The following is a 23,400-nucleotide window of genomic DNA, read 5'->3' as shown; positions in this document are numbered from 1 at the left end:
AAATTAATTTTTGATGGAAAACTGCTCTTTGAACGTTAAAAAGTTCGTAATATTACTAAATTAAATTATATTGGCACATTCCATATTTTCTTGGTTATGCGTGGGAAAAATAAAACAAAGCCTGCTTACGTAGGCTTTATTTCTAAAGCAATAGATTATAGTTTAAGGGCAATTTAACCTACGAAAAATCTACTAAAACCTCACAAAATCTCTGCCAACTTTACCACCAGAGTGTTTGCTAAATCCAATAACCTGATATCATCTGTATCAATACTATTTCCTTCACCAGCAAACAAGTTTCTTACAGCAGATAACCTGTCATTGGGTTCAGAAATTCTCCACAATTCTTCTAAGTTTACTGCAAAATCAAATAGCGATCGCTCTCCTAAATGCTGTCTCACCTTTACAGCTACAGTATCATTACTTACCAAAAATTCTTTGATAGTATCTAATTGAGAATTACCTAAAATTTCGTCATGTCCCCACGTTTCTAGCCAGTCTCCATCTACATCTTCAACGTAAAAATTTACAAAATTAACTCCGTAAGTTAGCCAGTTCTGCTGCATTTGTCGCGCTGTTGCTAAAGCTTCAGCAAATGTATCCACTTGATTGTTGCAGTGAGTTTCTCTTTTGTTAGCCATAAAAGCTGTAATTAGCAAGTAAGTATGTAGGCTGAACACAAACCGGAAATATCAAATTCCTTAAAGTTCACGAAAATTTTAAATATTTGCCACCAGAAAGGTAATCACTGTTATACAGGGCCACGTTGACTAACTGGTTGACAAAGTTAGCATCCTTGGGATTGTAACTTAAGAACAATCCTCTCTCTATTTCCCACGATCGCAGTGTATTTTGCCAAGCTTGGTACTTTTGGTAATTAAGTTCTTCAGAGACACTAGTAACTTGAATGCAAAGCGGTTGATTGTTACGACTACTAACAATTAGGTCTGTTGCCATAGAGAGGTCGGCGATATAACGCTGCCAAAAACTACCTTCTCGACTTACAACATCTTGAGCTATTGACTTAATGATATCATCATCGACCTGATTAAATTCACCTGCCATTAATTTTTGTTTCCAAATATAAAACTTGGAGTCACTTGCATTAATCCATCTAGGAAATAAATAACCATACCAATATCTCTCAATCGGTGTCATCAACTCGAATTTTGCTTTCTGTTCTTCTTCCGAAGGTAAGGATTTGATTATCAGCCAAATGGTAGAATCAGTAATTACCTCTAAGAGAAATGCAATGACAAATGGTTTTGCAGTCAGGGAACCTGGCTTGATATTCTTTACCCAACGATTGATTTCATCTAATCTTCTCGCCAAATTATGATCTACCGAGGAAGCTCGCAGGGTAAGTGACTTTAGCTTATCCTTAATCTCTGTTGCTTGCAAACGAGGCCCTACTTTCAGAAGATAACGCTTTTTTACACACTAATAACTAAATCTTAACTTGAAAGTGTACTTAATTAATTTCCTGATGTCATCAAATATTCTCTAAGTCGATGCCCTTTGTGCGTAATACCTCCCGCAATCGAGCGAGTTCTTGCTCTGCTTGTTGGGCGCGTTCTTCTGACTCTTGGGCACGTTCTTCTGCTTGTTGGGCACGTAAACGTTCTTGTCCAGCTAACTCTTCTGATGATAATATTAATTGATTTTCAGTAGTGAAGAATCTTAATTTACCTTCATAAACTCCTAAATAAAGTTCTAACTGCTGACTCCACAAACGTCCATCAGTAGTTACTTGGATTTCTTGATACTTGCCATCAACTAAATGAAATCCCTGAAGTTCCATTGTTACAGGGTCAAACCAGAAATAATCTGGTGTGCGGAAAGTATCTTGATAAACTTGTTTTTTTAACCCTTTATCAACTGCTGTCGTTGAACTTGACAAAATTTCCACAATCGCGTTTGGATATTTGCCGTCTTCTTACCAAACTACCCAACTCTTACGGTCTTTTTTCTGAGTCCCCAAAACTACAAAAAAGTCTGGGCCACGAAAATATTCTGATTTTTTCTGGTTAGGACTATAGTAAATCGTCAAATTGCCAGAAGCATAGAAATCTTGACGCTCTCGCCACCATAATTTGAGTATGCGAATCAGCAAATCGCTTTGGTCACGGTGTAAATCGCTTTCCAAGGGTGGTTCGTCACTCAGTATATCACCAGGAGGAAAAATAACTTCGTCTTCTGAAACACCATCAGAAATCAATTCTATGGTAGTAGGTTCAGACATCAGCGATCGCTCCGCAATTTATTTACTGAAAATTTGGTAACTTGCAGATGGCTTTAAACACTTGCAATAACTCTATTGCATCTGGAGATTCGTTTAAACTTAATAATGGCATTAACTGATAATTTGACTGCTCGTCATGTCTTAGATAAACAAATTGATAACGTAGTCCGTTAGTTACCAGTCCCCAAACAGATGATTGTTGCTCTAAACTCTTAAAAGCATAAGTCAGTAATTGAGGTAAACCTTCACCCACTTCAATCGCACTGTTTTTTGTTTCAATTACTACAACCCAAAATGGCGGTGCAATATTACTTTGAAAGCTGTTGATTGCTAAAATGTCCATCCGTCCGGTAATTCTTCTGTCTTCATCTTCGACAGCGATCGCAATGCTATCTTCCATTGTCAACCGAATCGGCACATCGTAAAACCCTGCTAACCGCATCAATGGTGCGAATGTTATAAATTTAACCAGCCCTTCAGAAACTTTCCTTGCATTTAAGTAACAACCGAAGTCATTTCTGATTCGCAATAAATCCTGCTGTTCAAACTCAGACAGTGGTTCTAGACTTAAAAAATTTGTGAATGAACCATTGGAAAGTTCTTCCAGTTTAAGAAAGCGATGAACATCGTTGACACATAGGCTACTAGCTTCGACAGTGAGCGTCATAGTTTCAGGCGTTGTTTGTCAAGACTACTTATATTTTGCAACATTCACAGTAGATGGGTTGCAATGTAACGTCTTTACATTTCTTGATCGCTTGGTTTTGGTAGATGAAAATGAATGTAAACTAAATAACTCACCAATTTCTACCTAGCTTAACGAAAATCTAAACACCGTCTAGCACAACTGGGCTAAGAATAGTTTTTAGTAATAATAGCGATCGCACTCATAACTAACCATGTCTGAACCAAATATTGAATCAATCCTCCAAGAGAACCGCCTCTTCCATCCTCCTAGTGAATTCTCGCAGAACGCCCATATAAAAAGCTTAGACGATTACAAGCGTCTCTATGATCAAGCTAAAGCCGATCCGCAGCAATTTTGGGCAGATTTGGCTGGAACAGAATTAGAATGGTTCCAAAAATGGGACACGGTGCTAGATTGGCAACCGCCTTTTGCGAAGTGGTTTGTTGGTGGTAAGATGAATATTTCTTACAACTGCCTTGACAGACATCTCACTACTTGGCGCAAAAATAAAGCAGCCTTGATTTGGGAAGGAGAACCAGGTGATTCGCGTACCCTCACTTATGCCCAACTGCACCGAGAAGTTTGCCAGTTCGCTAATGTATTGAAGCAACTGGGTGTACAGAAAGGCGATCGCGTTGGAATCTATATGCCGATGATTCCCGAAGCTGCGATCGCTATGTTAGCCTGTGCTAGAATTGGCGCACCCCACGGCGTAGTATTTGGTGGTTTTAGTGCCGAAGCTTTGCGCGATCGCTTAATTGATGCTCAAGCTAAACTAGTAATCACGGCTGATGGTGGTTGGCGCAAAGATGCGATCGTTCCTCTCAAAGAACAGGTAGATAAAGCCTTAGCTGATGGTGCTGTTCCGAGCGTTGAAAATGTCCTGGTTGTCAAGCGCACCGGACAAGAAACTTATATGCAGTTAGGCGGACGCGATCATTGGTGGCATGATTTGCAAAAAGATGCATCAGCAGATTGTCCCGCCGAACCAATGGACAGCGAAGATATGCTGTTTGTTCTCTACACTTCAGGCAGCACGGGCAAACCGAAGGGCGTTGTGCATACAACTGCTGGTTATAATTTGTATACCCACATCACCACCAAGTGGATATTTGACCTCCAAGACACAGATGTATATTGGTGTACAGCCGATGTAGGTTGGATTACTGGACACAGCTACATTGTCTACGGTCCGCTTTCCAATGGTGCAACCACTGTGATGTATGAAGGTGCGCCCCGTGCTTCTAATCCTGGTTGTTTCTGGGATGTAATTGAAAAATACGGCGTTAATATTTTTTATACTGCACCTACGGCAATTCGGGCATTTATTAAAATGGGCGAACACCATCCCAACGCGCGAAACTTGTCTTCGTTGCGTTTGCTAGGAACCGTTGGTGAACCCATTAACCCAGAAGCTTGGATGTGGTATCAGAAAGTAATTGGTGGCGATCGCTGTCCCATTGTTGATACCTGGTGGCAAACGGAAACCGGCGGTATCATGATTACACCGCTACCAGGAGCAATTCCCACCAAACCTGGTTCTGCAACTCTTCCCTTCCCTGGAATTATTGCAGATGTGGTGGACTTAGAAGGGAACACCGTACCCAATAACGAAGGCGGTTATCTGGCGGTGCGTCATCCGTGGCCAGGAATGATGCGGACAGTCTACGGCGATCCAGAACGCTTCCGCCGCACTTATTGGGAACATATTCCACCCCAAAATGGTAAATATACTTACTTTGCTGGTGATGGCGCTAGACAAGATGAAGATGGCTACTTCTGGGTCATGGGTCGTGTGGATGACGTACTGAATGTATCAGGGCATCGCCTTGGTACAATGGAGGTAGAATCAGCCTTAGTTTCTCATCCAGCCGTTGCAGAAGCGGCAGTAGTAGGTAAGCCAGATGAACTTAAGGGTGAAGAAGTAGTTGCTTTTGTGACTTTAGAAGGCACTTATCAGGGAAGTGACGAACTGAGTAAAGAACTCAAGCAGCACGTCGTCAAAGAAATTGGTGCGATCGCACGTCCAGGAGAAATTCGCTTTACCGACGCTTTGCCCAAAACGCGATCGGGTAAAATTATGCGGCGTTTATTGCGGAATCTAGCTGCTGGGCAAGAGGTATCTGGTGATACTTCAACATTAGAAGATAGAAGCGTGTTAGATAAATTGCGGGAAGGTACCTAAATCATTCAATTGACCTTGTAGGGATGCACAGATGTGCGTTCCTACTTGTGGTCTATTTCACCTAACGCACCCACATTTTATGATGGACATAAGAACATTATTGAGGCATTGAGGGCGATGAAGCTGAAGAGCAAACCCAAATCAGCATTTGTTCAACCTTTTAGCTGCATGATGCTGAGTATTCTAACTGTAATTAGTTTATCACCATTAGCGTTAGCAGTTTCTGGAAAAGTTTCTTTGCATCCGTCAGAACAGAATGCACAGAGACAACCACAAAAACTAGCCCAGTTTTCAGATACAGGGTCATCAGAGCGATCGCAAATGCTGCAACAAGCCAATGCTTTATTTAATCAGGGAGACTTAACAGGTGCAGAGGAAAATTTCCGCAAGTTAATTAAAAAATTCCCAGATGATGCTTTTGGACACTTTCAACTGGGAAATGTGCTTTTTCGGCAAAAGAAACCAGAAGAAGCAATTACCGCTTATCAAGAAGCCATTCGTCTCCAGTCAAAATACGCTCTAGCTTATAATGCGATCGGTATGGTTTACGCTAGCCAAAGTCGCTGGGAAGAAGCCATGACTGAATATAAAAAAGCTCTAGAAATCAATCCTAACTATGGCGAGGCCCTGACTAATTTTGCATTGGTATTGTGGCAAACAAATAAAAAAGACGAAGCACTATCTTCTCTAGAAAAAGCTTTAAATATTTTCAAACAACAGAATAGAGGTGAAAAAGTTAACCAAGTCGAACGAATATTGAAAGAGATCAAAACTGCTGACGATCCTAGTGTTTCCTGAAAATCATATTATTCAGTAGATAAAAGTTAAGAAGAGTTGCTGCGATCGGCTTTAAGGATGCTTTGCTAGAAATACGATCGGGTACGATGATTATGCGGCAGTTGTCGCATAATCTTGCCTCATGGATAAAAAACAGGTTTGAAACTGATAACGATAAACTAGGAGAACAGTGTATGCAAGTAAGACAAGAAATTTTTGATACCTATTGGAGATTTGCTGCTATGCGGCAGGAAGTATTTTTCAACAAAATTAACAACTTACCACCACCGTGGACGAGTGACCCGATCATTAATACTTATAAATTTTGTAATGCATATCGAGCAAGCGATCGCGTTTCACAATATCTGATCAAAAAGGTAATTTACGATCAGAATAGGAGCCAGAATGAAGAAGAGGTAATTTTACGGATTCTACTATTTAAAATTTTTAATAAAATAGAAACATGGGAATACTTAGAAAACAAAATAGGAGACTATATAACACTGTCTAATTTCGACTCAAATGTATATTCAGATATATTACAAGAGGCTATGAATCTTGGATATGTCATTTATACCAGTGCATATATGTCTTGTGCCAGTAAAGAGTTTGGTTATGATAAAAAACACCAGAACCATTTGGCATTAATTGATAAAATGGTTGTCCAAGATAGAGTGGTCAATCACATAGTCAAAGCCAAAAATTTTGAAGACATTTTTAAGATTATTCAAGAATATCCATTGCTAGGTAAGTTTATGGCTTACCAATTAGCGACAGATATTAACTATAGTGAAATTATCAACTTTGAGGAAAACAGTTTTACTATAGCAGGCCCAGGAGCCGAACGTGGTATCAACAAGTGTTTCATTGATACAGATGGTAAAACATATACTGATATCATTCATTGGATGACTGAAAACCAAGAGAAAGAGTTTCAACGCTTAGGGTTAAATTTTCAATCACTCTGGGGTCGTCCACTACAGTCTATAGACTGTCAAAATCTTTTTTGTGAAACTGATAAATACTGCCGAGGAGCATTTCCTGATTTGAAAAGTAATCGTAAAAAGATAAAATCAAAATTTACGTCAACACCTCAATCAATTGATTATTTTTATCCACCCAAATGGCGTATTAACGATAAAGTTAAAGAAACTTTATCACAGAGATTGCCACAATTAGATATTGCTAATTCGCAAATAAATAGTAACTGTCAGCAATTATCTTTGAACTTAGATTTTCTGGAAAAAGCAACAACTGAAATCTCTGATAATGTATTAAATCAGAATAGAAAATATGGGCAAAATAGTCAGAATAAAAAATCAAAGTTTTTGCAAAGATCCGAGGTAGAAAAGCCTCATCAGTTGTGCTTATTTTAATATCTCTTACTATTTATAAATTAACAGCAATTTCGAGTAAAAGACATGGTAACAAAAAAATATATAGATATGGAAAGAGATGTCAAGTTTGACGACGATATTAGTAGAAAGTATCGCTACTCACTATGGTGTAGATGGGATAGAACTTTGCCGCAAGTTACTTTTGTAATGCTTAACCCAAGCAAGGCTGACGAGAATCAAGATGATCCTACTCTCAAGAAATGCATTAAGTTTGCTCACTATTGGGATTATGGTTCTCTAGAAGTGGTTAATTTATTTGCTTATATTGCTACAAATCCTAATCAACTTACCCAACCCCAAGTAGATGACCCTGTTGGACTAGAAAATAACTCTTATATTCAATCAGCAACAAAGCGCGCTCACTTAATTATTGTGGCATGGGGTGCAAATAATTATCTCCAAAGAAAGCGTGACCGTGAAACAGAAGTACTAAGTGTAATTTCTGGTCAAAAAACTCTTTACTGCCTAGAACTAACAAAGAAGAAATATCCACTAGGACTAACAAAGAAAAAGTTTCCACGTCACCCGCTATATGTTAAAGATAGTACCAAACCAATACTTTTTCCTAATTAGTCTATACAAGCATAGCCAAATTAAAAAATATAATAGTGATTCTTTCTATTTATTATCAGATTTTTATTTTATCTCTGTGAAAATCTTAGTAATCAGCAACTTTGAGATTGGAGGAATTGCATTATGAATTTTTCTGAGTATCAAACGCAAGCACTAAATACAGACCAGATTCCGGCTGTCGAAGGTACTGAACTAATCATACCGCTACTAGGTTTAGTTGGTGAAGTCGGCTCATTGATGACTGAGTATAAAAAACATTTACGCGATGGTGATGCACACAAATTATTTAAAGAAGGCATCGCGGAAGAATTGGGAGATATGCTTTGGTATATTTCCAACTTGGCAAGCAAGTTTAACCTTAATTTGGAAGGAATCGCGGAAGATAATCTGAGAAAGTGCCGTGACCGTTGGGGATGGAGAGATTCAGCACAAATAGATAATAAAGCTACAACTTACATATTCGACAATGATTTTCCCGAAAATGAAAGTTTACCACGACAGTTTGAAGTAGGAATTACGGAGGTAAGCAAAGATAACTCAATCAAAATGAAGGCATTTATCAACAAAAAACAAATTGGAAATGACCTCAGCGATAATTCCTATACAAGCGATGGCTACCGCTTTCATGATATTTTCCATTTTTCCTACGCCGCAGTTTTAGGTTGGTCTGTTGTTACTCGTAGTATGTTTAAACGTAAGCGTAAAAGTAATTTTAGTATTGACGAAGTTGAAGACGGCGGTCGTGCAGTAGCTATTGAAGAAGGTATATCAGCACTCGTATTTGGCTATGCAAAAAATCACGGTTTCTTAGAAGGCGTTTCAACATTAGATTACCAACTATTGAAAACTATCAAAAATATGACATCCCATTTAGAAGTTTCTCAATGTTCACTGGGTGATTGGGAGAAGGCAATTCTGATGGGCTATGATGTCTGGCGACAGGTAGAGAAAAATCGGGGAGGAAGGGTAGTCGTTAACCTTGATGCACGCTTGATAAGCTATTTAAAAGAGTCTAGTCTGAATTTAGCCTCTGTGGAAAGAAAACATTCACTTAACAATATCTTGCAGGGAAAAAAATGAGTGCTTGGTCATCATAAACTTGAGTTTTCGTCTTCCTAGTACGGCAACAAAGTTTGTTAGATTTATTGAGATAATAAATAAAATACAAATATAATCTTGGTTGTGCCTATGACTTCCCTATCGGCATTAACTTTACCGGATCACACTCAGTTACCAGACTCAGATGGTACATTTGTGAAAAATCTTCAGGAACATCCGCAAAGCATTTTAATCACAGATTCAATTAAACCTGTTTTAGAGAAACTTCATCCTGATGGTCAATATTGTATCGGACAAGATTCTGGTATCTACTGGCGATTGACAGATCCTCCAGAAAAAGGGGCTGAAGCACCAGACTGGTTTTATGTACCCAATGTACCACCGACCCTTGACGGTAAAATGCGGCGTTCTTATGTGCTGTGGAAGGAGTATGTCGCACCCCTAATTGTGATTGAATTTGTCTCTGGAGATGGTTCAGAAGAACGAAATAACACACCGCCATCTCAAGGTGAAGGTGGAAATGTTGGTAAGTTTTGGGTTTATGAACAGGCAATTCGAGTGCCTTATTATGGAATTTATGAAGTAGCAAAAGCGCAAGTGGAAGTTTACCACCTAATCGATAATACTTATCAACTGATGAGACCTAATGAACGGGGACATTACCCAATTGCTCCTATGGGGGTAGAGTTAGGAATCTGGCAAGGATTTTATCAGAATGCAGAGTTACCTTGGTTGCGCTGGTGGGATGCACAAGGAAATTTACTGCTAACGGGTGAGGAACGGGCTGAAGTTGAGCGACAAAAGCGGGAGAGAATTGTAGAGAAATTGCGTACTCTCTCTGCTGAACAACTCAACGCTTTAGGAATTGACCTAGAAATGTTGGATTAGGAAACATAATTATCTACCAATAATACAACTTTGCTAGTTATTAATATATAATTAAGCCCAAGAGTTCAGGGTGCTTGTCAAGGATTAAATTACTTGCTGGTACTGCCAAAGCATATTGTATGTCTAAATCTGCAATCACCGTTACCGTCAAATTGTTCGCTGCTTATCAAGAAGCCTTTAAGGTTTCAGAACTGGTACTGGAATTTCCCAATAGTATGCCAGTTAAAGCAGTATGCGATCGCCTTATAGCCGAACACCCTGAACTTTCCCAATGGCGAGACATCACCCGCTTCGGGATTAATTTAATATTTGTTGAACCAGATACCCTATTACAAGATGGGGATGAAGTCGTATTGATTCCACCAGTTAGCGGCGGCTAGGAAAATAGTTAGGAGTTAAGTATTACAGCAGATTGAAAGTAAGTGAGGTGCAAAATGCAGGACTCAAAATCATATATTATATATAAAGTAAGTTTTTATCTCCTGCCCCCTGCCCCCTCACCTACTATTCGATTCAGCAGTTACCTTAACTAAATTATCTAACTCTTGCTGCATCTGACTAACAACTAATTCATAACATTCATTGACATAGTGGCGATCGCTAGCTGCTTCTCGACCGTAGCGTTCAAATACAATCGGCGGACAAACCCGCGTGTACATAGGCACTGGTAATGGAATGTTGGGCAACGGGCCAATTGCTAATCCCCAAGGCAATCCGAGATAGATTGGAAAAACTTCTGGATCAATTCCAAGTAGCCAAGGCATTCCCCATTCGTGGAGTTGCTGCACAACTTTGTACAAGTCAGCCAGTACAATCAGCGTATCGTGAGCGCCCCAGGAAATCACAGGTACAATCGGCACATTTTCCCGCAATGCTAACTTGATAAATCCTTGTCGCCCTGCAAAGTAGATTTTGTTACGTAAATAATGCGGTCGAAACACATCTTCGGCTCCACCTGGATAAACCAGCACACTAGCCCCAGAGTGCAACGCAGTGTAGGCCATTTTCGGATGAGCTATGATTGCTCCAGCCTTGGCAGCTATTTGCGCTAGTGGTTGGCTAACCTGCCAAGCTTTGGGATGCATTAAACCATAAACGGGTTTCTCTGTACCAAATCGTCTGAACCAGTCGTACATCACCATTCCCATATCGGGAGCCGCGAGTCCTCCATTATGCGAACCGACAAATAAGACTTTTTCTTGGGATGGAATATTTTCCCAGCCACTAGTTTGCACTTGAAAATAGTACTTATAGAAAAAGCCTAATAAAGGCATCAGAGATTCTATGAACTTTGGATCTCGCTCATCCAAAGACCAACCGGGTTTTTTCTTTAAGAGATGTTGCTTTATTGACATCGATACATTTTAACAAGATCGGAACTTCGGGAGACGCGGCAAGTCTTGAATTAAAACTAAATTAACCTGACTTTCAAGTGCTGTATTGCTTTTGCTTGACTAGCCAAACCCAGAACAGAGCGATCGCTATACCAACCAGAATAAAACAATAGATGTAGCCGAAGTTATCCACAATCCTACCAAATACTGCTGCGCGATTCCCTGTCTAACAAAAAAGCTATAAGCTCTACCTGCTGCTTCCGGCGCTAACCAGCCCACGCAATCTTCCTAATTGTTTTATCAAACAGAATTCAGGAGTCAGGAGTCAGAATGGGCTAAACCTTAGCTATCGGCTAACAGAATGAATTCTGTATGACTGGCGGATAGCCTAGCGGTAGCGAGTATTTTCGAGTTGCGTCTTCATTCTGACTTCTGAATTCTTCTTCAAGCCCAGAATGCTCAAGGTTGAATAGTCTTCGCCGACTGGTTAAATAACAAATCTCGTGACTTATCTGGATCAAGTGGTTGAGTTTTCAATGCTTCTGCTTTCTCGTAGGCGCGAATTGTTGCCGGACGAGCTTTAATTGTCTCAAACCAGCGCTTGAGGTGAGGAAAATCCTCTAGATTCTGACTTTGGCGTTCATAGGGCACAATCCAGGGATAAGCAGCAATATCGGCGATGGAATAATCCCCAGCTACAAATTCTCTATCTGCTAGTTGCTTATTCAGCACTCCATATAAACGTCCCGTCTCATTCACGTAGCGGTTAATGGCATATTCAATTTTTTCGGGAGCATAGGCGCTAAAGTGATGATTTTGTCCTGCCATGGGCCCTAGTCCGCTCATTTGCCAGAACAACCATTCTAAAACTTGAGTGCGTTGGCGTAAATCTTGCGGGATTAATTTCCCGGTTTTTTCTGCTAAATATAGCAAGATTGCCCCAGACTCAAATACCGAAATCGGCGCACCTCCATCTACTGGTTCGTGGTCAACGATCGCGGGGATACGATTGTTAGGAGAAATCTTCAAAAATTCAGGCTTAAATTGATCTCCAGCCCCAATATTCACAGGATTTATGGTATATTGCAAGCCGACTTCTTCCAGGAAAATCGTAATTTTATGACCGTTTGGGGTTGTCCAATAATAAAGATCGATCATGGTTATTTGTCCTAAAATTGTGCGATTCTTTTTAAGTGAATGGTGCAGACATCTCTTTTTTTCTGATTTATCACAAAATCTGAAAAAAAGAGGACAAAAACGGTGAAAAGTAAAAGGGATTGGGAATTGAGTCAGAAGTGAAAAATTATGTTCGGGGCTTTAACCCTTCCCAAATTTTGGAATGTATTAACAGTCCCAGTCCCGATTATCAAAGCGGTGTTCCTCTCTACGAGACGCTGCGTGTAGCAAGATCCCCCGCAGGGGTACGCTATCGCCGCGACCAGTTGAATTGTAACCCCACAACCTAGAATTTCAAATACTTAGAGAGTAACTTATGAGTGAAAAGACAGTCAAAGTGATTGAAGGAAACTTATTGCCAAAAGGAGATTATGTATCGTCAGGATTTTCCACTATCCAGCCAGATTTATATTTTCCCAATATAATTTTAGGAAATAAATATGATTCTTTTTGGCTTTATTTACGGCGGGATATTACTCATAACTGGTATGTGGATAAACGACGGCAAAAGGTAGGATTTGTGAGCAGAGATGAAGCTCATATTTTATACAATACAGCCTTGAAATTTCGGGGAAAAAAAGCTTTAGAAATAGGTTGCTGGATGGGATGGTCAGCTTGTCACTTGGCTCTAGGAGGGGTGGAGTTAGATGTAATTGATCCGATGCTATCCGAACAATTATTTAATGAAAGCGTTACAGAGTCACTCAAGTTGGCAGGCGTAAAGGAATCTGTGAATTTAATACCAGGATGCAGCCCTCAAAAAGTAGAAGAGATAGCAAATAAATTTCAACGTAAATGGTCATTGATATTTATAGATGGTAATCACGAAGCACCAGCTCCGCTCAATGATGCAATTATTTGCGAACAATTTGCAGAAGCAGATGCTTTAATTTTATTTCATGATTTGGCTTCTCCTGACGTAGGACAAGGCTTGGATTACTTCAAAGAGAAAGGATGGAACACAATGGTGTATCAAACTATGCAAATTATGGGAGTTGCTTGGCGGGGAAATATTGAGCCTGTAATACATCAGCCAGATCCTAAAATTAACTGGCCCTTACCTCCACATTTACAAGGTTATTTTGTCAGTGGTTCAGTTGAAACTGCGACTGAAGATAAATTTGCAGAACTTCTCAGAGCTGTACGACCATATACTTTATTGAGTGAAGGAAAGTTATTCTCGCTTTATAGTCAGGCAAAACAACTATATTGTTATCTGTTCTGGCTGCCAAAAATGTTACTACAAGCGATCGCTAGAATCAAACCTATCAAGGGCAACTAACTTTGTATTATAAGCCATCCCTAGTGATGGCTTTCTCTGGATGAAACATAGAGCTTCAATAATTATATTTTTTCATAGCGGTGATTTGGCGATCGCAGCCCAAACTCTATGGTGAACTTCAAGAATTGGCGTAGGATATTTTTCTTCGAGTAATGTTGCCAATTCTTGGTCAAATATTTCTACTTTTTCTGGTGTCAAGCTGGCTCCCACACCGGCACTAGCACGAATTCGTCCCCGCCAAGCCTCGTGTGTATAAGGTACAAATACATCGTAAGAAAATGTGCGGATGTCTCGGAATCCAACTTCGCCAATATCCTGTAACCACAGGGGATGTAAGCCATTACCGCCGCCCAAATTCCACGCGGCATTGTGAGCCTGAATCAGTTGTTCTGTGGCTTCAACTACATTACCTTTTAAGGGTATCCAATCAAAATGAGCGATCGCAATTGAGCCATTTTTTCTCAATATCCGAGTAACTTCCTGGACAGCACGGGGACGATCAAACCAATGCCAACATTGTCCAGCAGTGATTACATCAGCACTTGCATCTGGTAACTCGGTATTTTCGGCAGTTGCGACTCGATAATCTACTTTGATTTGGGTTGATTCGCTTAACTGTCTCGCTTGTTCTAAAAGTGATGCTGATGGATCTATGGCAATTACATAAGCACCTCTATCAGCAAAGCCCCGCGCTAGTGTTCCTGTCCCTGTACCAAGGTCAACAATATTCTGTCCTGGTAAACCTATACCATATTCAGACAGTTTATTAAATAATGAACTGGGAAAGCCAGCACGGTGTCTTGCGTAATCAACAGCAGTTGCACCAAAATCAATTTTCATACCTGCAAAACCATTTTTGTAACAATTGTCTAGGCTAGAAGTTCTCTACCCAAGGACGTAGTTCTACTTCATAAGTCCAAGCACTGCGGGGCTGGCGTAGAATACTGAGATAAGTTTGAGCGATCGCATCTGGGTCAAGAGTACTATCAGGATTATCTACTGGATCTTGGCGAACTGCTGAACGAATTGCCCCATCAATCACGAAATGCGCCACATGAATATTCTTTGGTGCTAATTCTCTAGCAATACTTTGAGCCAAACCGCGCAGTGCAAATTTACCCATTGCAAAGGGAGCTGACTGAGCATAACCCTTAATACTCGCTGAGGCTCCAGTAAAAAATATAGCACCACCACCAAGCTGCAAAAATCTTTTGGTAGCAGCTTGGGCCACAAGAAAGCCACCATAAGCAGTCACATCTAAGGTTTTTGCCACCTCACCAGGATCTAAATCAACAAGAGGCCCCCGCACCCGAAAACTGGGATTGTAAATAACAACATTCGGGGAACCGATTTTATTATCAATATCAATAAATAATTGTTCTACTTCATTTGGCTTTGACACATCAGCAGCAAAACTAACTGCGTCAATTTCAGTAGTCAATTGAGTGAGTTTTTCAATTTGACGAGTTGCTAAAGCTACGGTGAATCCTTCTTTGGCAAATAAGCGGGCTAAAGATGCACTCAGTCCACTACCTGCGCCGACAATTAAAGCTGTTGTTGCCATATTTTAAACCTGTAGTGCTTATTCTGCCTAGCTTAGAGCTTTTATTAATGCCATTCGATTAAAACATTCAAAGATTAAGAATTCAGCGTGACTGAAGAGAGTTGTGAATCGCCTTTACTGGGAGTTTGACCAATTTGCAGTACACCAACTGCGGCAATCAGACAGAGAATACCTGATAAAATAAACGCTTGTAAATAGCTACCCGTCCAAGTTCTTAACACTCCAGCTCCGAATGCTGCTGTGGCTGCACCAAGCTGGTGTCCTGCGACAATCCAACCGAACATCACGCCGACATTTTCTTTACCAAAGGCATTGGCAACAAGACGGACTGTCGGTGGTACGGTAGCAATCCAATCAAGTCCATAGAAGACGGCGAAAATGGAAAGTCCATAGAAGGAAAAGTTGAAACTGAAGGGTAAGAAAATTAAAGACAAACCCCGCAGTCCGTAGTACCAGCATAATAAGTAACGATTATTCCATCTGTCAGAGAGCCAACCAGACATAGTAGTTCCAAAAAAATCGAATAGCCCCATGATTGCCAAAAGTCCCGCAGCCTTGACTTCAGGGATACCGTGGTCAATACAAGCGGGAATCAGATGAGTTCCAATTAACCCATTTGTGCTAGCACCACAGATAAAAAAGCTCCCAAATAACAGCCAGAAATCGCGTTTACGCATTCCCAGCCAGAGGGCGTTGAGGGTAGAGGCGATGGAATTTGCTCTAGGCTGTGATATTTCTACAGTTTCGCTGTTGTCGCCAAAGGGTCGCAAACCGACATCTGCTGGACGATCGCGCATAAAGGCTGCGATCGCTGGAATAATTAAAAGTGCTGCACCAGTAAGAGCTAAAGCCGCAGTTCGCCATCCAAAGCGATCGGCTACTGAGGCCAGCATGGGCAAAAACACTAGTTGTCCTGTGGCTGTACTAGCGGTTAGGATGCCAAGAACTAAACCCCGCTTTTCAGAAAACCAGCGATTGACAACAATAGCTCCCAAAACCAGGGCGATAACTCCGCTACCAGAACCGACAACTACACCCCACAGCAAAACTAGCTGCCAAGATGCTGACATCAAAGTAGTTAAACCGACACCAAGAGCAATTACAGCAAGGGAGAACACCATCATCCGGCGAATGCCGATCCGCTCCATAACTGTGGCGGCAAAAGGGCCAATTAATCCATAGAGTACTAAATTAATTGAAATTGCCAAAGATATAGTTGCTCTACTCCAGCCAAACTCCTGTTCGAGAGGCACTATAAAAACTCCGGGAGCAGAGCGAATTCCGGCTGCAACGAGCAAGGCTAAGAATGTTAAGCCAGCTACAATCCAGCCATAGTGGAACGAACGACGCGCGAGGAAGGAGGCTAGGGACATGATGAGTAGAGAGTGGTGACAATAAGTTCGGTTAAGGTTTTTTGATGAAAATTCTAGATCGGAAAGACCCGATACATCATTACAAAGACGCGATAAATCGCCGTCTCTACAAAGGACTGATTATTGTAGAGACGGCGATTCATCGCGTCTCTTGTCTTAACCGAACGATATTGGAAGTGGTGGAGCAGAGATCAATATCTAAATTTATCGAGTAGGTATAAATGGGACTCGTGAATGACTATTAAAGAATCATTCACGAGTCTTTGAGCTTCTTTGATGAACCTCAAAGCTTCGTTGATGAACCTCAGAGCTTCGTCAATGAGCTTTTGAACTCCATTAATGAAGCTCAGAACTCGACTCTTTTACCTCTTCTTTTATGCCGAATTTAGGAAAAACTACCCTGCATAAGGATTACCGATTCTATCCACAGAGACGTTAGAGGAGAATGGTAAACGACCTGGATTTAAGCGTGGTTCGGCTGCATAGCCAACAGGAACAACAACAGCGATCGCTAAATCTGGATTATCCTCAGCACCAATCACTTGTTTTACCTGATCCTCAATCCAACCGTTCATAAAACAAGTGGATAATCCCAAACTTTCTGCTGCTAACACCAAGTGAGTAGCGGCAATAATGGCATCTTTGATGGCATATTCGCGTCGCTTGTCGCCTAGTCCAGCTTGAAATTGCGGGATGGCGCTTTTAAAGTAGTTTACCGTGCCTTCATTCCATGCTCCAGTTTCAGTTGCCCGCTCAAAAATTGGGGTTAAGTCTCTTTCGCCTACGGTAGGATCGGCAGCAAAGACGAAGGTTACAGGTGCTTGGACAATTTGCTGTTGATTCCACGATGCTGCTGATAGTGCTGCCTTTTGCGCCTCGTCTTGCACAAGAATAATTTGCCAGTCTTGGATATTAAAGCTACTGGGCGCTGCCACGGTCAATTCTACCAGTTGCTTGAGCAGTTCTGGGGCAATGGGGTCTGCTTTAAAAGTTTTGATTGAACGACGTTGAGCGATCGCACTGGGTACATCTAAAGGTATGGTTTGGGTGATGGAACTCATGAGATTCTCCTGATAGTTGAGTTATGACCAAATAATTCGTGATTCATAATGTAGGATACAAATGAATCTATTTATTCATGAAACAAAAATAAAAATTATTCCTTGTTCCCGAACAAAAGTCAGAATTACGCCTTACGCCTGAGCTACCGCCTCATTAGCAGCCGACCAAAATGGATAGTCTGTATATCCTTGTTCAGCGCCACCATAAAAGGTTGCTTGATTTGCTTCATTTAATGGTGCATTTAAAGCCAAGCGTCGGGGTAAATCTGGGTTTGATATAAATAATGTGCCAAAGGCAACTAAATCTGCTGCTTTGTTTGCCAGCACTGCATCGCCTTTTTCACGGGTATAACCACCATTGACGATGAGTGTACCTGTAAAGCGATCGCGGATATGACTGGTGGGTACAATTATCCCGCCATGTCTGATATCTGCTTCTGTTGCCTCATAAATATGCAGATATGCCAAATTAAACTGGTTCAACGCTTGAGTTGCATAACCGAATGTCTCTAGGGGATTGGAGTCACCTATATCGTTAAAAGTCCCACTGGGAGAGAAACGAACCCCAACTCGGTTAGAATCCCACACACTAGTTACCGCCTCTGTCACCTCCAACAGGAATCGGGTGCGATTCTCAATGGAACCCCCATATTTATCTGTACGTTGATTGGTGCGATCGCGGAGAAATTGATCTATTAAATAACCATTAGCTGAGTGAATTTCTACCCCATCAAACCCAGCCGCTAGAGCGTTTGCCGCTCCCTGACGGTACTGTTCTACTATCTGCGGTATTTCTGAAGTTTCTAAAGCACGGGGTGTAACAAATGGTTTTGGCCCTTCATAAGTTGATGCCTCACCTTTAGGAGCAATGGCAGAAGGTGCCACAGGTAAAGCTCCATTTGGTTGTAAGTCAGGATGGGAAATCCTGCCTACGTGCCATAGTTGCAGGAAAATTCTTCCTCCCTCCCGATGTACAGCATCAGTGACTAATTTCCATCCTTCTATCTGTTCTGACGAATGAATTCCTGGTGTCGCAGGATAGCCTTGTCCTTCAGGAGTTACCTGTGTTGCTTCAGCAATAATCAGTCCAGCGGAAGCACGTTGAGCGTAGTAGGTAGCATTAAGTTCGTATGGTACGTTTCCCTCACTGGCTCGGTTTCGGGTTAAGGGTGCCATCACAATCCGATTAGGGAGTTCCAAATTACCTAATTGGTAAGAAGAGAATAAGTTGATATCACTAGTCATGTTATTTTGCTCCAATTCAAAATTCAAAGTTCAAAACCCCATAGCTGGGAGATGAGGCAATACGGTGCGGATAAGGTTTTTCGCCGTCTTTACAATAATCAGTCCTTTGTAGAGACGGCGATTTATCGCGTCTCTTGCCTTAACCAAACGGTATTGGGAGATAAGGGGAATAAGGGCAGGGCTATGCTATTCTCATTTAGCCTACCTCCTGTCTTCCTCGATAAATTCTCAGTCTAATAGCGAAAGTCTCTAAAGACCACTAAGAAAAGGTTATTGTCCGTTTTAAGGTACTCAAAAACTTTAGTTATGGGCGGTTTATTTCTAAAAAGAAATAGTCTCGAAAACAACAAAAAAGTCTTCCCAATACCCAATTTTGTGTGCAGTTCATTCACTAAACAATCGATCGAATAACACCACCATCTACCCGCAAAGCTGCACCATTAGTTGCTGAAGCTACAGGACTAGAAAGGTAAACTACGATCGCTGCTACTTCTTCATTAGTTGCAAAGCGTTTGATTAGGGAACTTGGACGCACATTTTGAAAAAACTCAGTCTCAACTTCTGCTGGACTAATACCACGTTCCTGTGCCAAGTTGATAATAAACTCTTCAACTCCTTCTGAGCGAGTTGGCCCGGGGAGGACGGAGTTTACAGTGACTCCAGTCCCGACAGTCATTTCTGCTAGACCTCGTGCAATAGCAAGCTGCGCTGTCTTAGTTGTTCCATAGTGAATCATTTCTACTGGGATCTGAATCGCAGATTCGCTGGAGATAAAGATTATCCGCCCCCAGTTTTGCTCTAGCTGCTTTTGCAGATATTGCCGACTCAAACGGACTCCACTGAGAACGTTAACCTGAAATATGTTTAACCAGTCTTCATCCGTAATATCAAAGAAGGTTTTTGGCTCATAAATACCCACATTATTAATGAGGATATCAACGTGAGGAACTTTTTGAAAGAGTTCCTCTACCCCTGATGCAGTACTTGTGTCAGCAACAACGCCAGAAACTTTCGCGTCTGGTGTACTTTGCTGAATTTTAGCGATCGCTTGGGTTACTCTTTCCTCAGATCGACCGTTGACAATCACTGATGCACCTTCTTGAGCTAGCGCTTGGGCTGTCGCCAAACCAATACCTGCGGTTGAGCCACTAACTAGCGCGGATTTACCATGCAATTTCGAGTCCATTTTGCTCTTTCCCCATTAGTTGAAACAGAATTCAGGAGTCAGAAGTCAAGAGTGGGGAGAGACGCGATTAATCGCGTCTGTACAGGAGTCAGGTGTATTCTGACTCCTGTCTCCCTTGATTAGAGAAGACTGCAAACTAAATGCGTCTTATAACAGTACCTAGATTAAAGATGCTGTGCTAAGGTCTTATTCAAGGTGGTTTTTGGAACTGCCCCTACGACAGTATCGACCTGCCGACCTCCCTTAAAAACCATCAGCGTCGGAATGCTGCGAATTCCATAATGGCTGGCGACAGTAGGATTCTGATCTGTGTTCAGCTTCACAAATTTCACCTGTCCTTCGTATTCCGCAGCAACTTCATCGACCACTGGACCTACCATCCGGCAAGGGCCGCACCACGGGGCCCAAAAGTCTACTAAGACCGGAATCTCACTTTCCAAGACTTCTTGCTTGAATGTGGCTTCTGTGACATTTGTAATGGATGACATAAATTGCCTTCCTAGTTAATTCTATAATTCGATAATATCGAATAATAAAAATATATGCCACTTGATGAGATAATGCAACTATGAGATTTCTTTATCATCCAGATAGAAAAAATATTTCTTTACCGGGAGTGCTGTATGCATTGGGCGATCCAGTGCGGCTAGAGATTGTGCGGCTGTTGGCGACTGAGGGGGAACAATGCTGTGCCAAGTTTGATTTTGCGATCGCAAAGTCTACAATGTCCAATCATTTTAAGATTTTGCGGGAGTCTGGGATAGTCTTTACACGTAAAGAAGGGACACATCACATCAACATACTGCGACGTGAAGATTTAGAGGTGCTGTTTCCAGGGTTGCTGGATGCAGTATTGAAAGCGGCTCAACCATTGCCTGTTAGTCTTGCAAGTGATAAACAAACAGCTTCAAGGATTTAGGGCATTGGGCATGGGGCATTGGGCATGGGGCATGGGGCATGGGGCATGGGGCATTGGATAACGGTATCTGTTTAAGAATCTTCTTGTTTTTGAATTTGTGTTTCTAAATCAGCAAAAATATCATGTTGTTCTTGAAAAGCCCTTGGAGTGTGAGATAAACCTAAATCTGTTGAGAGTAAATCAATACCATCGAGAATTTTGGGTATCTGAGCTTGATCAACTTGTAGACTGAGAAAGCATTTCTCCCTGTAATCAGGTCTTCCCTGAAAGAGTTCAATCGCTCTTTTCAAAGGGCGCATAACCTGATAGGCTTTTTCAGCCTTCTCAATTGATGCTTGAGGGATTGGAGATTGCAGCCTAAGAATTGCTAAATCGATTAAATCTCTTGCTTCAACACTGTCATCCGCGTAACGATCAGAATTTGACAGCAGCTTAGAAGTAAAACAGTCATTGAAGCTTAAGCAAGGAACGAGTGACCACTTTGGATATCTTGGTGGGTCTAGTTGAAAACGAGTTTCAGCGATAATTTCCGTTTTAATCGGCATATCATCCACAAAAACGATCATCCGAATTCCATATTGGTCAGTTGTGCTACGTCCAACTTGGATTTTGCTTAAATCATGAAATAATGCTTCATGCCCACCTTCAAATACTACTGTACGTAAATATTTATAGCCTTCTGTACCAACAGAAGCAATAAAATCAATATCCTTACTCCAGCGATATTCTTCAAACTCAAATGCAAGAAGGGTTCCGCCACCAAAGTAAGCAGAACCCTTCCTAAGTATGTCCGAATCTAAAGATTCAAGAACTGTGAGAATTTGATTATGGTGTTCTAACCTGAAGGTCATAAACAAACTTGCAACCAGGACTTATAGCGTCTAGCGAGTTCCTGAACAAAATTGAGTTCTTCACCTTCAAGATTATTAAATAGATTATGATACTGCCAGCCACGCTCATAGCGACTCAGCATTTGTTCTGAAGTAAACCGATACACATCGGCAGTCTGCCAACAAATTGACTCCAGAAAAGGCAGCTTTTTGGGGACAGTAACAGGATTATTTGTTGTTGTTGCGGTTGTCATAGCTCTTTTAATCAACCACTTTCAGCTTACTTTTATTTAGATTAGCACTATCGATATCGATATCGAAATTTAATTTTATTCTAACTATAAATTATCCGAACTGGGATAAACTCTTCCTTTCCAAGCGCCGCCGCGCCCTTGCCAGTGACGTAGTGCTGAGTCTAAAGTCATCAGCGTATAGAGAAAAGCGATCGCAGGCAAGCTCAACGCGAACCAAGGAGAACATTTATAAAAGCGGATCGTTGGGTAGTAAGCGAAAGTCATCAATAGCCATCCTAATAAACCCGTAAGTGCGATCGCCCAATTGCCCCAAACTGCACCCAGAATTACACACACAGGTGAAACTAGATAAATCAGAGGCATTCCTACTAAAGTTCCCAATAATAGTAATGGCGAATAATTCAGTTGGGTATAGGCAGTACGAGCAACCATATCCCAAATTGTCGCTAGCGAGTCATAAGGACGCAGACTGCGAGTCAAGGTACTCAATCCTAGCCAGATACGCCCTTGGCTGGGCATTGGGTATGGGGCGTGCTTATTTTCCTTGTCTCCTCTGCTCCTCTGCTCCCCTGCTCCTCTGCTCTTCTTAACCGCCATCGCCAGGGCGCAATCGTCAATTAAAGCTTGGCGAATCACTTGAATGCCACCAATTCGCTCTAAAGCTTCACGGGCGATCAGAATAGAACCTCCAGCTGCGGCGGCTGTGGGATTGTTTGGATTATTAACCCAGCGAAAGGGATAGAGTTTTTGGAAGAAAAAGACGAAAGCCGGAATCAAAAGTTTTTCCCAAAAGCTTTCACATCTAAGTCGCACCATTACCGAAACCAAGTCTAAATCTTCTTGAACAGCCTTTGCAACGAGTCGGCGAAGATTACTAGGATCGTGTTCGATATCTGCGTCGGTCAGTAAAAAATAGTCAGGTGTAAATTTACTAGCACTCTTTATACCTTGCTCAACTGCCCAAAGTTTACCCGACCAACCAGCAGGTAGTGATTCACCAGAGATAATATGCAATTGCTGGGGTTTACCTACAGCGTGTGCAACCCCTTCGGCAAAATTTGCTGTTTGGTCTGTACTGCGATCGTCTACTAAAAACACGTTGAAAGAACCAGGATAGTCTTGGAGTAAGAGCGATCGCAAGCTAGTTGGTATGAACTCAGCTTCGTTACGGGCTGGAACGACTACACAAACCACAGGTAACGATTGTAGTTGAGTTTCTCCCATCTCTAATTGCTGGTCTGTCCGCCAAAATTGTCCCCAAAAACACAGTAATCCTAACCAAATTGTCAAGGATAAGAGCGTTAATCCTAATACAATTACATCCATAACCTATTGCAAATTCTCAGTGACTCAGACACAATACTATG

Annotated in this window: 26 protein-coding genes and 1 pseudogene; 11 read left to right on the top strand and 16 right to left on the bottom strand. The window is 41.5% G+C overall.

Annotated features, from left to right (window positions below):
• Positions 1-200 precede the first annotated feature (200 nt).
• The 4 genes and pseudogenes from H6G86_RS15150 to H6G86_RS15135 all read right to left on the bottom strand — a co-directional run bounded on the left by H6G86_RS15150 (position 201) and on the right by H6G86_RS15135 (position 2,909).
• A complete protein-coding gene (locus H6G86_RS15150) occupies positions 201-641 on the bottom strand; it encodes a hypothetical protein (RefSeq protein ID WP_190935014.1) in 441 nt (146 codons plus the stop codon).
• Between the two features lie 67 nt (positions 642-708).
• A complete protein-coding gene (locus tag H6G86_RS15145) occupies positions 709-1,401 on the bottom strand; it encodes a hypothetical protein (protein ID WP_175586905.1) in 693 nt (230 codons plus the stop codon).
• Positions 1,402-1,492: 91 nt separating this feature from the next.
• Positions 1,493-2,242, bottom strand: a pseudogene (locus H6G86_RS15140) (Uma2 family endonuclease).
• 22 nt (positions 2,243-2,264) lie between these two features.
• The gene (locus H6G86_RS15135; protein ID WP_190935013.1) at positions 2,265-2,909 is read right to left on the bottom strand and encodes a restriction endonuclease subunit R; all 645 of its coding nucleotides are present in this window, start codon (positions 2,907-2,909) and stop codon (positions 2,265-2,267) included.
• Positions 2,910-3,141: 232 nt separating this feature from the next.
• Here H6G86_RS15135 and acs point away from each other — a divergent pair, with 232 nt between their 5' ends.
• From acs to H6G86_RS15100, 7 genes are all read left to right on the top strand, one after another.
• Positions 3,142-5,115 (top strand): acetate--CoA ligase, encoded by a 1,974-nt coding sequence (gene acs / locus H6G86_RS15130; RefSeq protein WP_190935012.1) that lies wholly within the window; start codon positions 3,142-3,144, stop codon positions 5,113-5,115.
• Positions 5,116-5,232: 117 nt separating this feature from the next.
• Positions 5,233-5,913, top strand: coding sequence for a tetratricopeptide repeat protein (locus H6G86_RS15125; RefSeq protein ID WP_190935053.1), 681 nt, complete (start codon positions 5,233-5,235; stop codon positions 5,911-5,913).
• A 173-nt stretch (positions 5,914-6,086) separates the two neighbouring features.
• On the top strand, positions 6,087-7,268 hold the full coding sequence (locus H6G86_RS15120; protein ID WP_242064823.1) for a nucleotide kinase domain-containing protein: 1,182 nt from the start codon (positions 6,087-6,089) through the stop codon (positions 7,266-7,268).
• 45 nt (positions 7,269-7,313) lie between these two features.
• Positions 7,314-7,862: a DUF1643 domain-containing protein gene (locus tag H6G86_RS15115; RefSeq protein WP_242064822.1), complete on the top strand. Its 549-nt coding sequence runs from the start codon at positions 7,314-7,316 to the stop codon at positions 7,860-7,862.
• A 123-nt stretch (positions 7,863-7,985) separates the two neighbouring features.
• Positions 7,986-8,942, top strand: a complete 957-nt coding sequence (locus tag H6G86_RS15110) for a nucleoside triphosphate pyrophosphohydrolase family protein (protein ID WP_190935010.1) — start codon at positions 7,986-7,988, stop codon at positions 8,940-8,942.
• 108 nt (positions 8,943-9,050) lie between these two features.
• Positions 9,051-9,809 carry a Uma2 family endonuclease gene (locus H6G86_RS15105; protein WP_190935051.1) on the top strand — a complete coding sequence of 253 codons (759 nt, stop codon included), beginning with the start codon at positions 9,051-9,053 and terminating at the stop codon, positions 9,807-9,809.
• A 119-nt stretch (positions 9,810-9,928) separates the two neighbouring features.
• Positions 9,929-10,189: a MoaD/ThiS family protein gene (locus H6G86_RS15100; protein ID WP_012412483.1), complete on the top strand. Its 261-nt coding sequence runs from the start codon at positions 9,929-9,931 to the stop codon at positions 10,187-10,189.
• A 117-nt stretch (positions 10,190-10,306) separates the two neighbouring features.
• On the opposite strand, the gene H6G86_RS15095 is transcribed toward H6G86_RS15100, so the two are convergent.
• Complete coding sequence (locus H6G86_RS15095) at positions 10,307-11,164, bottom strand: 1-acyl-sn-glycerol-3-phosphate acyltransferase (protein WP_190935009.1); 858 nt, start codon at positions 11,162-11,164, stop codon at positions 10,307-10,309.
• 438 nt (positions 11,165-11,602) lie between these two features.
• Positions 11,603-12,301 carry a glutathione binding-like protein gene (locus tag H6G86_RS15090; protein WP_114084299.1) on the bottom strand — a complete coding sequence of 233 codons (699 nt, stop codon included), beginning with the start codon at positions 12,299-12,301 and terminating at the stop codon, positions 11,603-11,605.
• A 137-nt stretch (positions 12,302-12,438) separates the two neighbouring features.
• Between H6G86_RS15090 and H6G86_RS15085 the strand changes: the two genes are divergently transcribed.
• Together H6G86_RS15085 and H6G86_RS15080 are read left to right on the top strand one after the other, a co-directional pair.
• On the top strand, positions 12,439-12,609 hold the full coding sequence (locus H6G86_RS15085) for a hypothetical protein (RefSeq protein ID WP_190935008.1): 171 nt from the start codon (positions 12,439-12,441) through the stop codon (positions 12,607-12,609).
• Between the two features lie 26 nt (positions 12,610-12,635).
• Positions 12,636-13,601: a class I SAM-dependent methyltransferase gene (locus H6G86_RS15080; protein ID WP_190935007.1), complete on the top strand. Its 966-nt coding sequence runs from the start codon at positions 12,636-12,638 to the stop codon at positions 13,599-13,601.
• A gap of 72 nt (positions 13,602-13,673) precedes the next feature.
• On the opposite strand, the gene H6G86_RS15075 is transcribed toward H6G86_RS15080, so the two are convergent.
• The 3 genes from H6G86_RS15075 to H6G86_RS15065 form a co-directional block, all read right to left on the bottom strand.
• Positions 13,674-14,441, bottom strand: a complete 768-nt coding sequence (locus H6G86_RS15075) for a class I SAM-dependent methyltransferase (RefSeq protein ID WP_190935006.1) — start codon at positions 14,439-14,441, stop codon at positions 13,674-13,676.
• Positions 14,442-14,475: 34 nt separating this feature from the next.
• Entirely contained in the window at positions 14,476-15,165 is a 690-nt protein-coding gene (locus H6G86_RS15070; RefSeq protein ID WP_190935005.1) for an SDR family NAD(P)-dependent oxidoreductase, read from the bottom strand.
• A 74-nt stretch (positions 15,166-15,239) separates the two neighbouring features.
• A complete protein-coding gene (locus tag H6G86_RS15065; RefSeq protein ID WP_190935004.1) occupies positions 15,240-16,538 on the bottom strand; it encodes an MFS transporter in 1,299 nt (432 codons plus the stop codon).
• Between the two features lie 44 nt (positions 16,539-16,582).
• On the opposite strand from H6G86_RS15065, the gene H6G86_RS15060 reads away from it, so the two are divergent.
• Entirely contained in the window at positions 16,583-16,753 is a 171-nt protein-coding gene (locus tag H6G86_RS15060; RefSeq protein ID WP_190935003.1) for a hypothetical protein, read from the top strand.
• Positions 16,754-16,933: 180 nt separating this feature from the next.
• Here H6G86_RS15060 and H6G86_RS15055 read toward each other — a convergent pair whose 3' ends face one another.
• From H6G86_RS15055 to trxA, 4 genes are all read right to left on the bottom strand, one after another.
• On the bottom strand, positions 16,934-17,599 hold the full coding sequence (locus tag H6G86_RS15055) for a nitroreductase family protein (protein WP_190935002.1): 666 nt from the start codon (positions 17,597-17,599) through the stop codon (positions 16,934-16,936).
• 132 nt (positions 17,600-17,731) lie between these two features.
• Positions 17,732-18,844, bottom strand: a complete 1,113-nt coding sequence (locus tag H6G86_RS15050; protein WP_190935001.1) for an alkene reductase — start codon at positions 18,842-18,844, stop codon at positions 17,732-17,734.
• 391 nt (positions 18,845-19,235) lie between these two features.
• The gene (locus tag H6G86_RS15045; RefSeq protein WP_190935000.1) at positions 19,236-20,030 is read right to left on the bottom strand and encodes an SDR family NAD(P)-dependent oxidoreductase; all 795 of its coding nucleotides are present in this window, start codon (positions 20,028-20,030) and stop codon (positions 19,236-19,238) included.
• A 164-nt stretch (positions 20,031-20,194) separates the two neighbouring features.
• Complete coding sequence (gene trxA, locus H6G86_RS15040; RefSeq protein WP_012412473.1) at positions 20,195-20,518, bottom strand: thioredoxin; 324 nt, start codon at positions 20,516-20,518, stop codon at positions 20,195-20,197.
• A gap of 80 nt (positions 20,519-20,598) precedes the next feature.
• Here trxA and H6G86_RS15035 point away from each other — a divergent pair, with 80 nt between their 5' ends.
• Complete coding sequence (locus tag H6G86_RS15035) at positions 20,599-20,949, top strand: ArsR/SmtB family transcription factor (protein ID WP_190934999.1); 351 nt, start codon at positions 20,599-20,601, stop codon at positions 20,947-20,949.
• 71 nt (positions 20,950-21,020) lie between these two features.
• Here H6G86_RS15035 and H6G86_RS15030 read toward each other — a convergent pair whose 3' ends face one another.
• The 3 genes from H6G86_RS15030 to H6G86_RS15020 form a co-directional block, all read right to left on the bottom strand.
• Positions 21,021-21,800, bottom strand: a complete 780-nt coding sequence (locus H6G86_RS15030) for a nucleotidyl transferase AbiEii/AbiGii toxin family protein (RefSeq protein WP_190934998.1) — start codon at positions 21,798-21,800, stop codon at positions 21,021-21,023.
• Positions 21,797-22,033, bottom strand: a complete 237-nt coding sequence (locus H6G86_RS15025) for a hypothetical protein (protein ID WP_041565757.1) — start codon at positions 22,031-22,033, stop codon at positions 21,797-21,799. Before H6G86_RS15025 ends, H6G86_RS15030 begins: the two co-directional genes overlap by 4 nt.
• 84 nt (positions 22,034-22,117) lie before the next feature.
• Complete coding sequence (locus H6G86_RS15020) at positions 22,118-23,359, bottom strand: glycosyltransferase (protein WP_190934997.1); 1,242 nt, start codon at positions 23,357-23,359, stop codon at positions 22,118-22,120.
• Between the last annotated feature and the right edge of the window lie 41 nt (positions 23,360-23,400).

This window comes from Nostoc sp. FACHB-133 (genome assembly GCF_014698055.1).
In the GTDB taxonomy this organism is placed as follows: domain Bacteria; phylum Cyanobacteriota; class Cyanobacteriia; order Cyanobacteriales; family Nostocaceae; genus Nostoc.
This window is presented reverse-complemented; position numbering and strand designations above follow the sequence as displayed.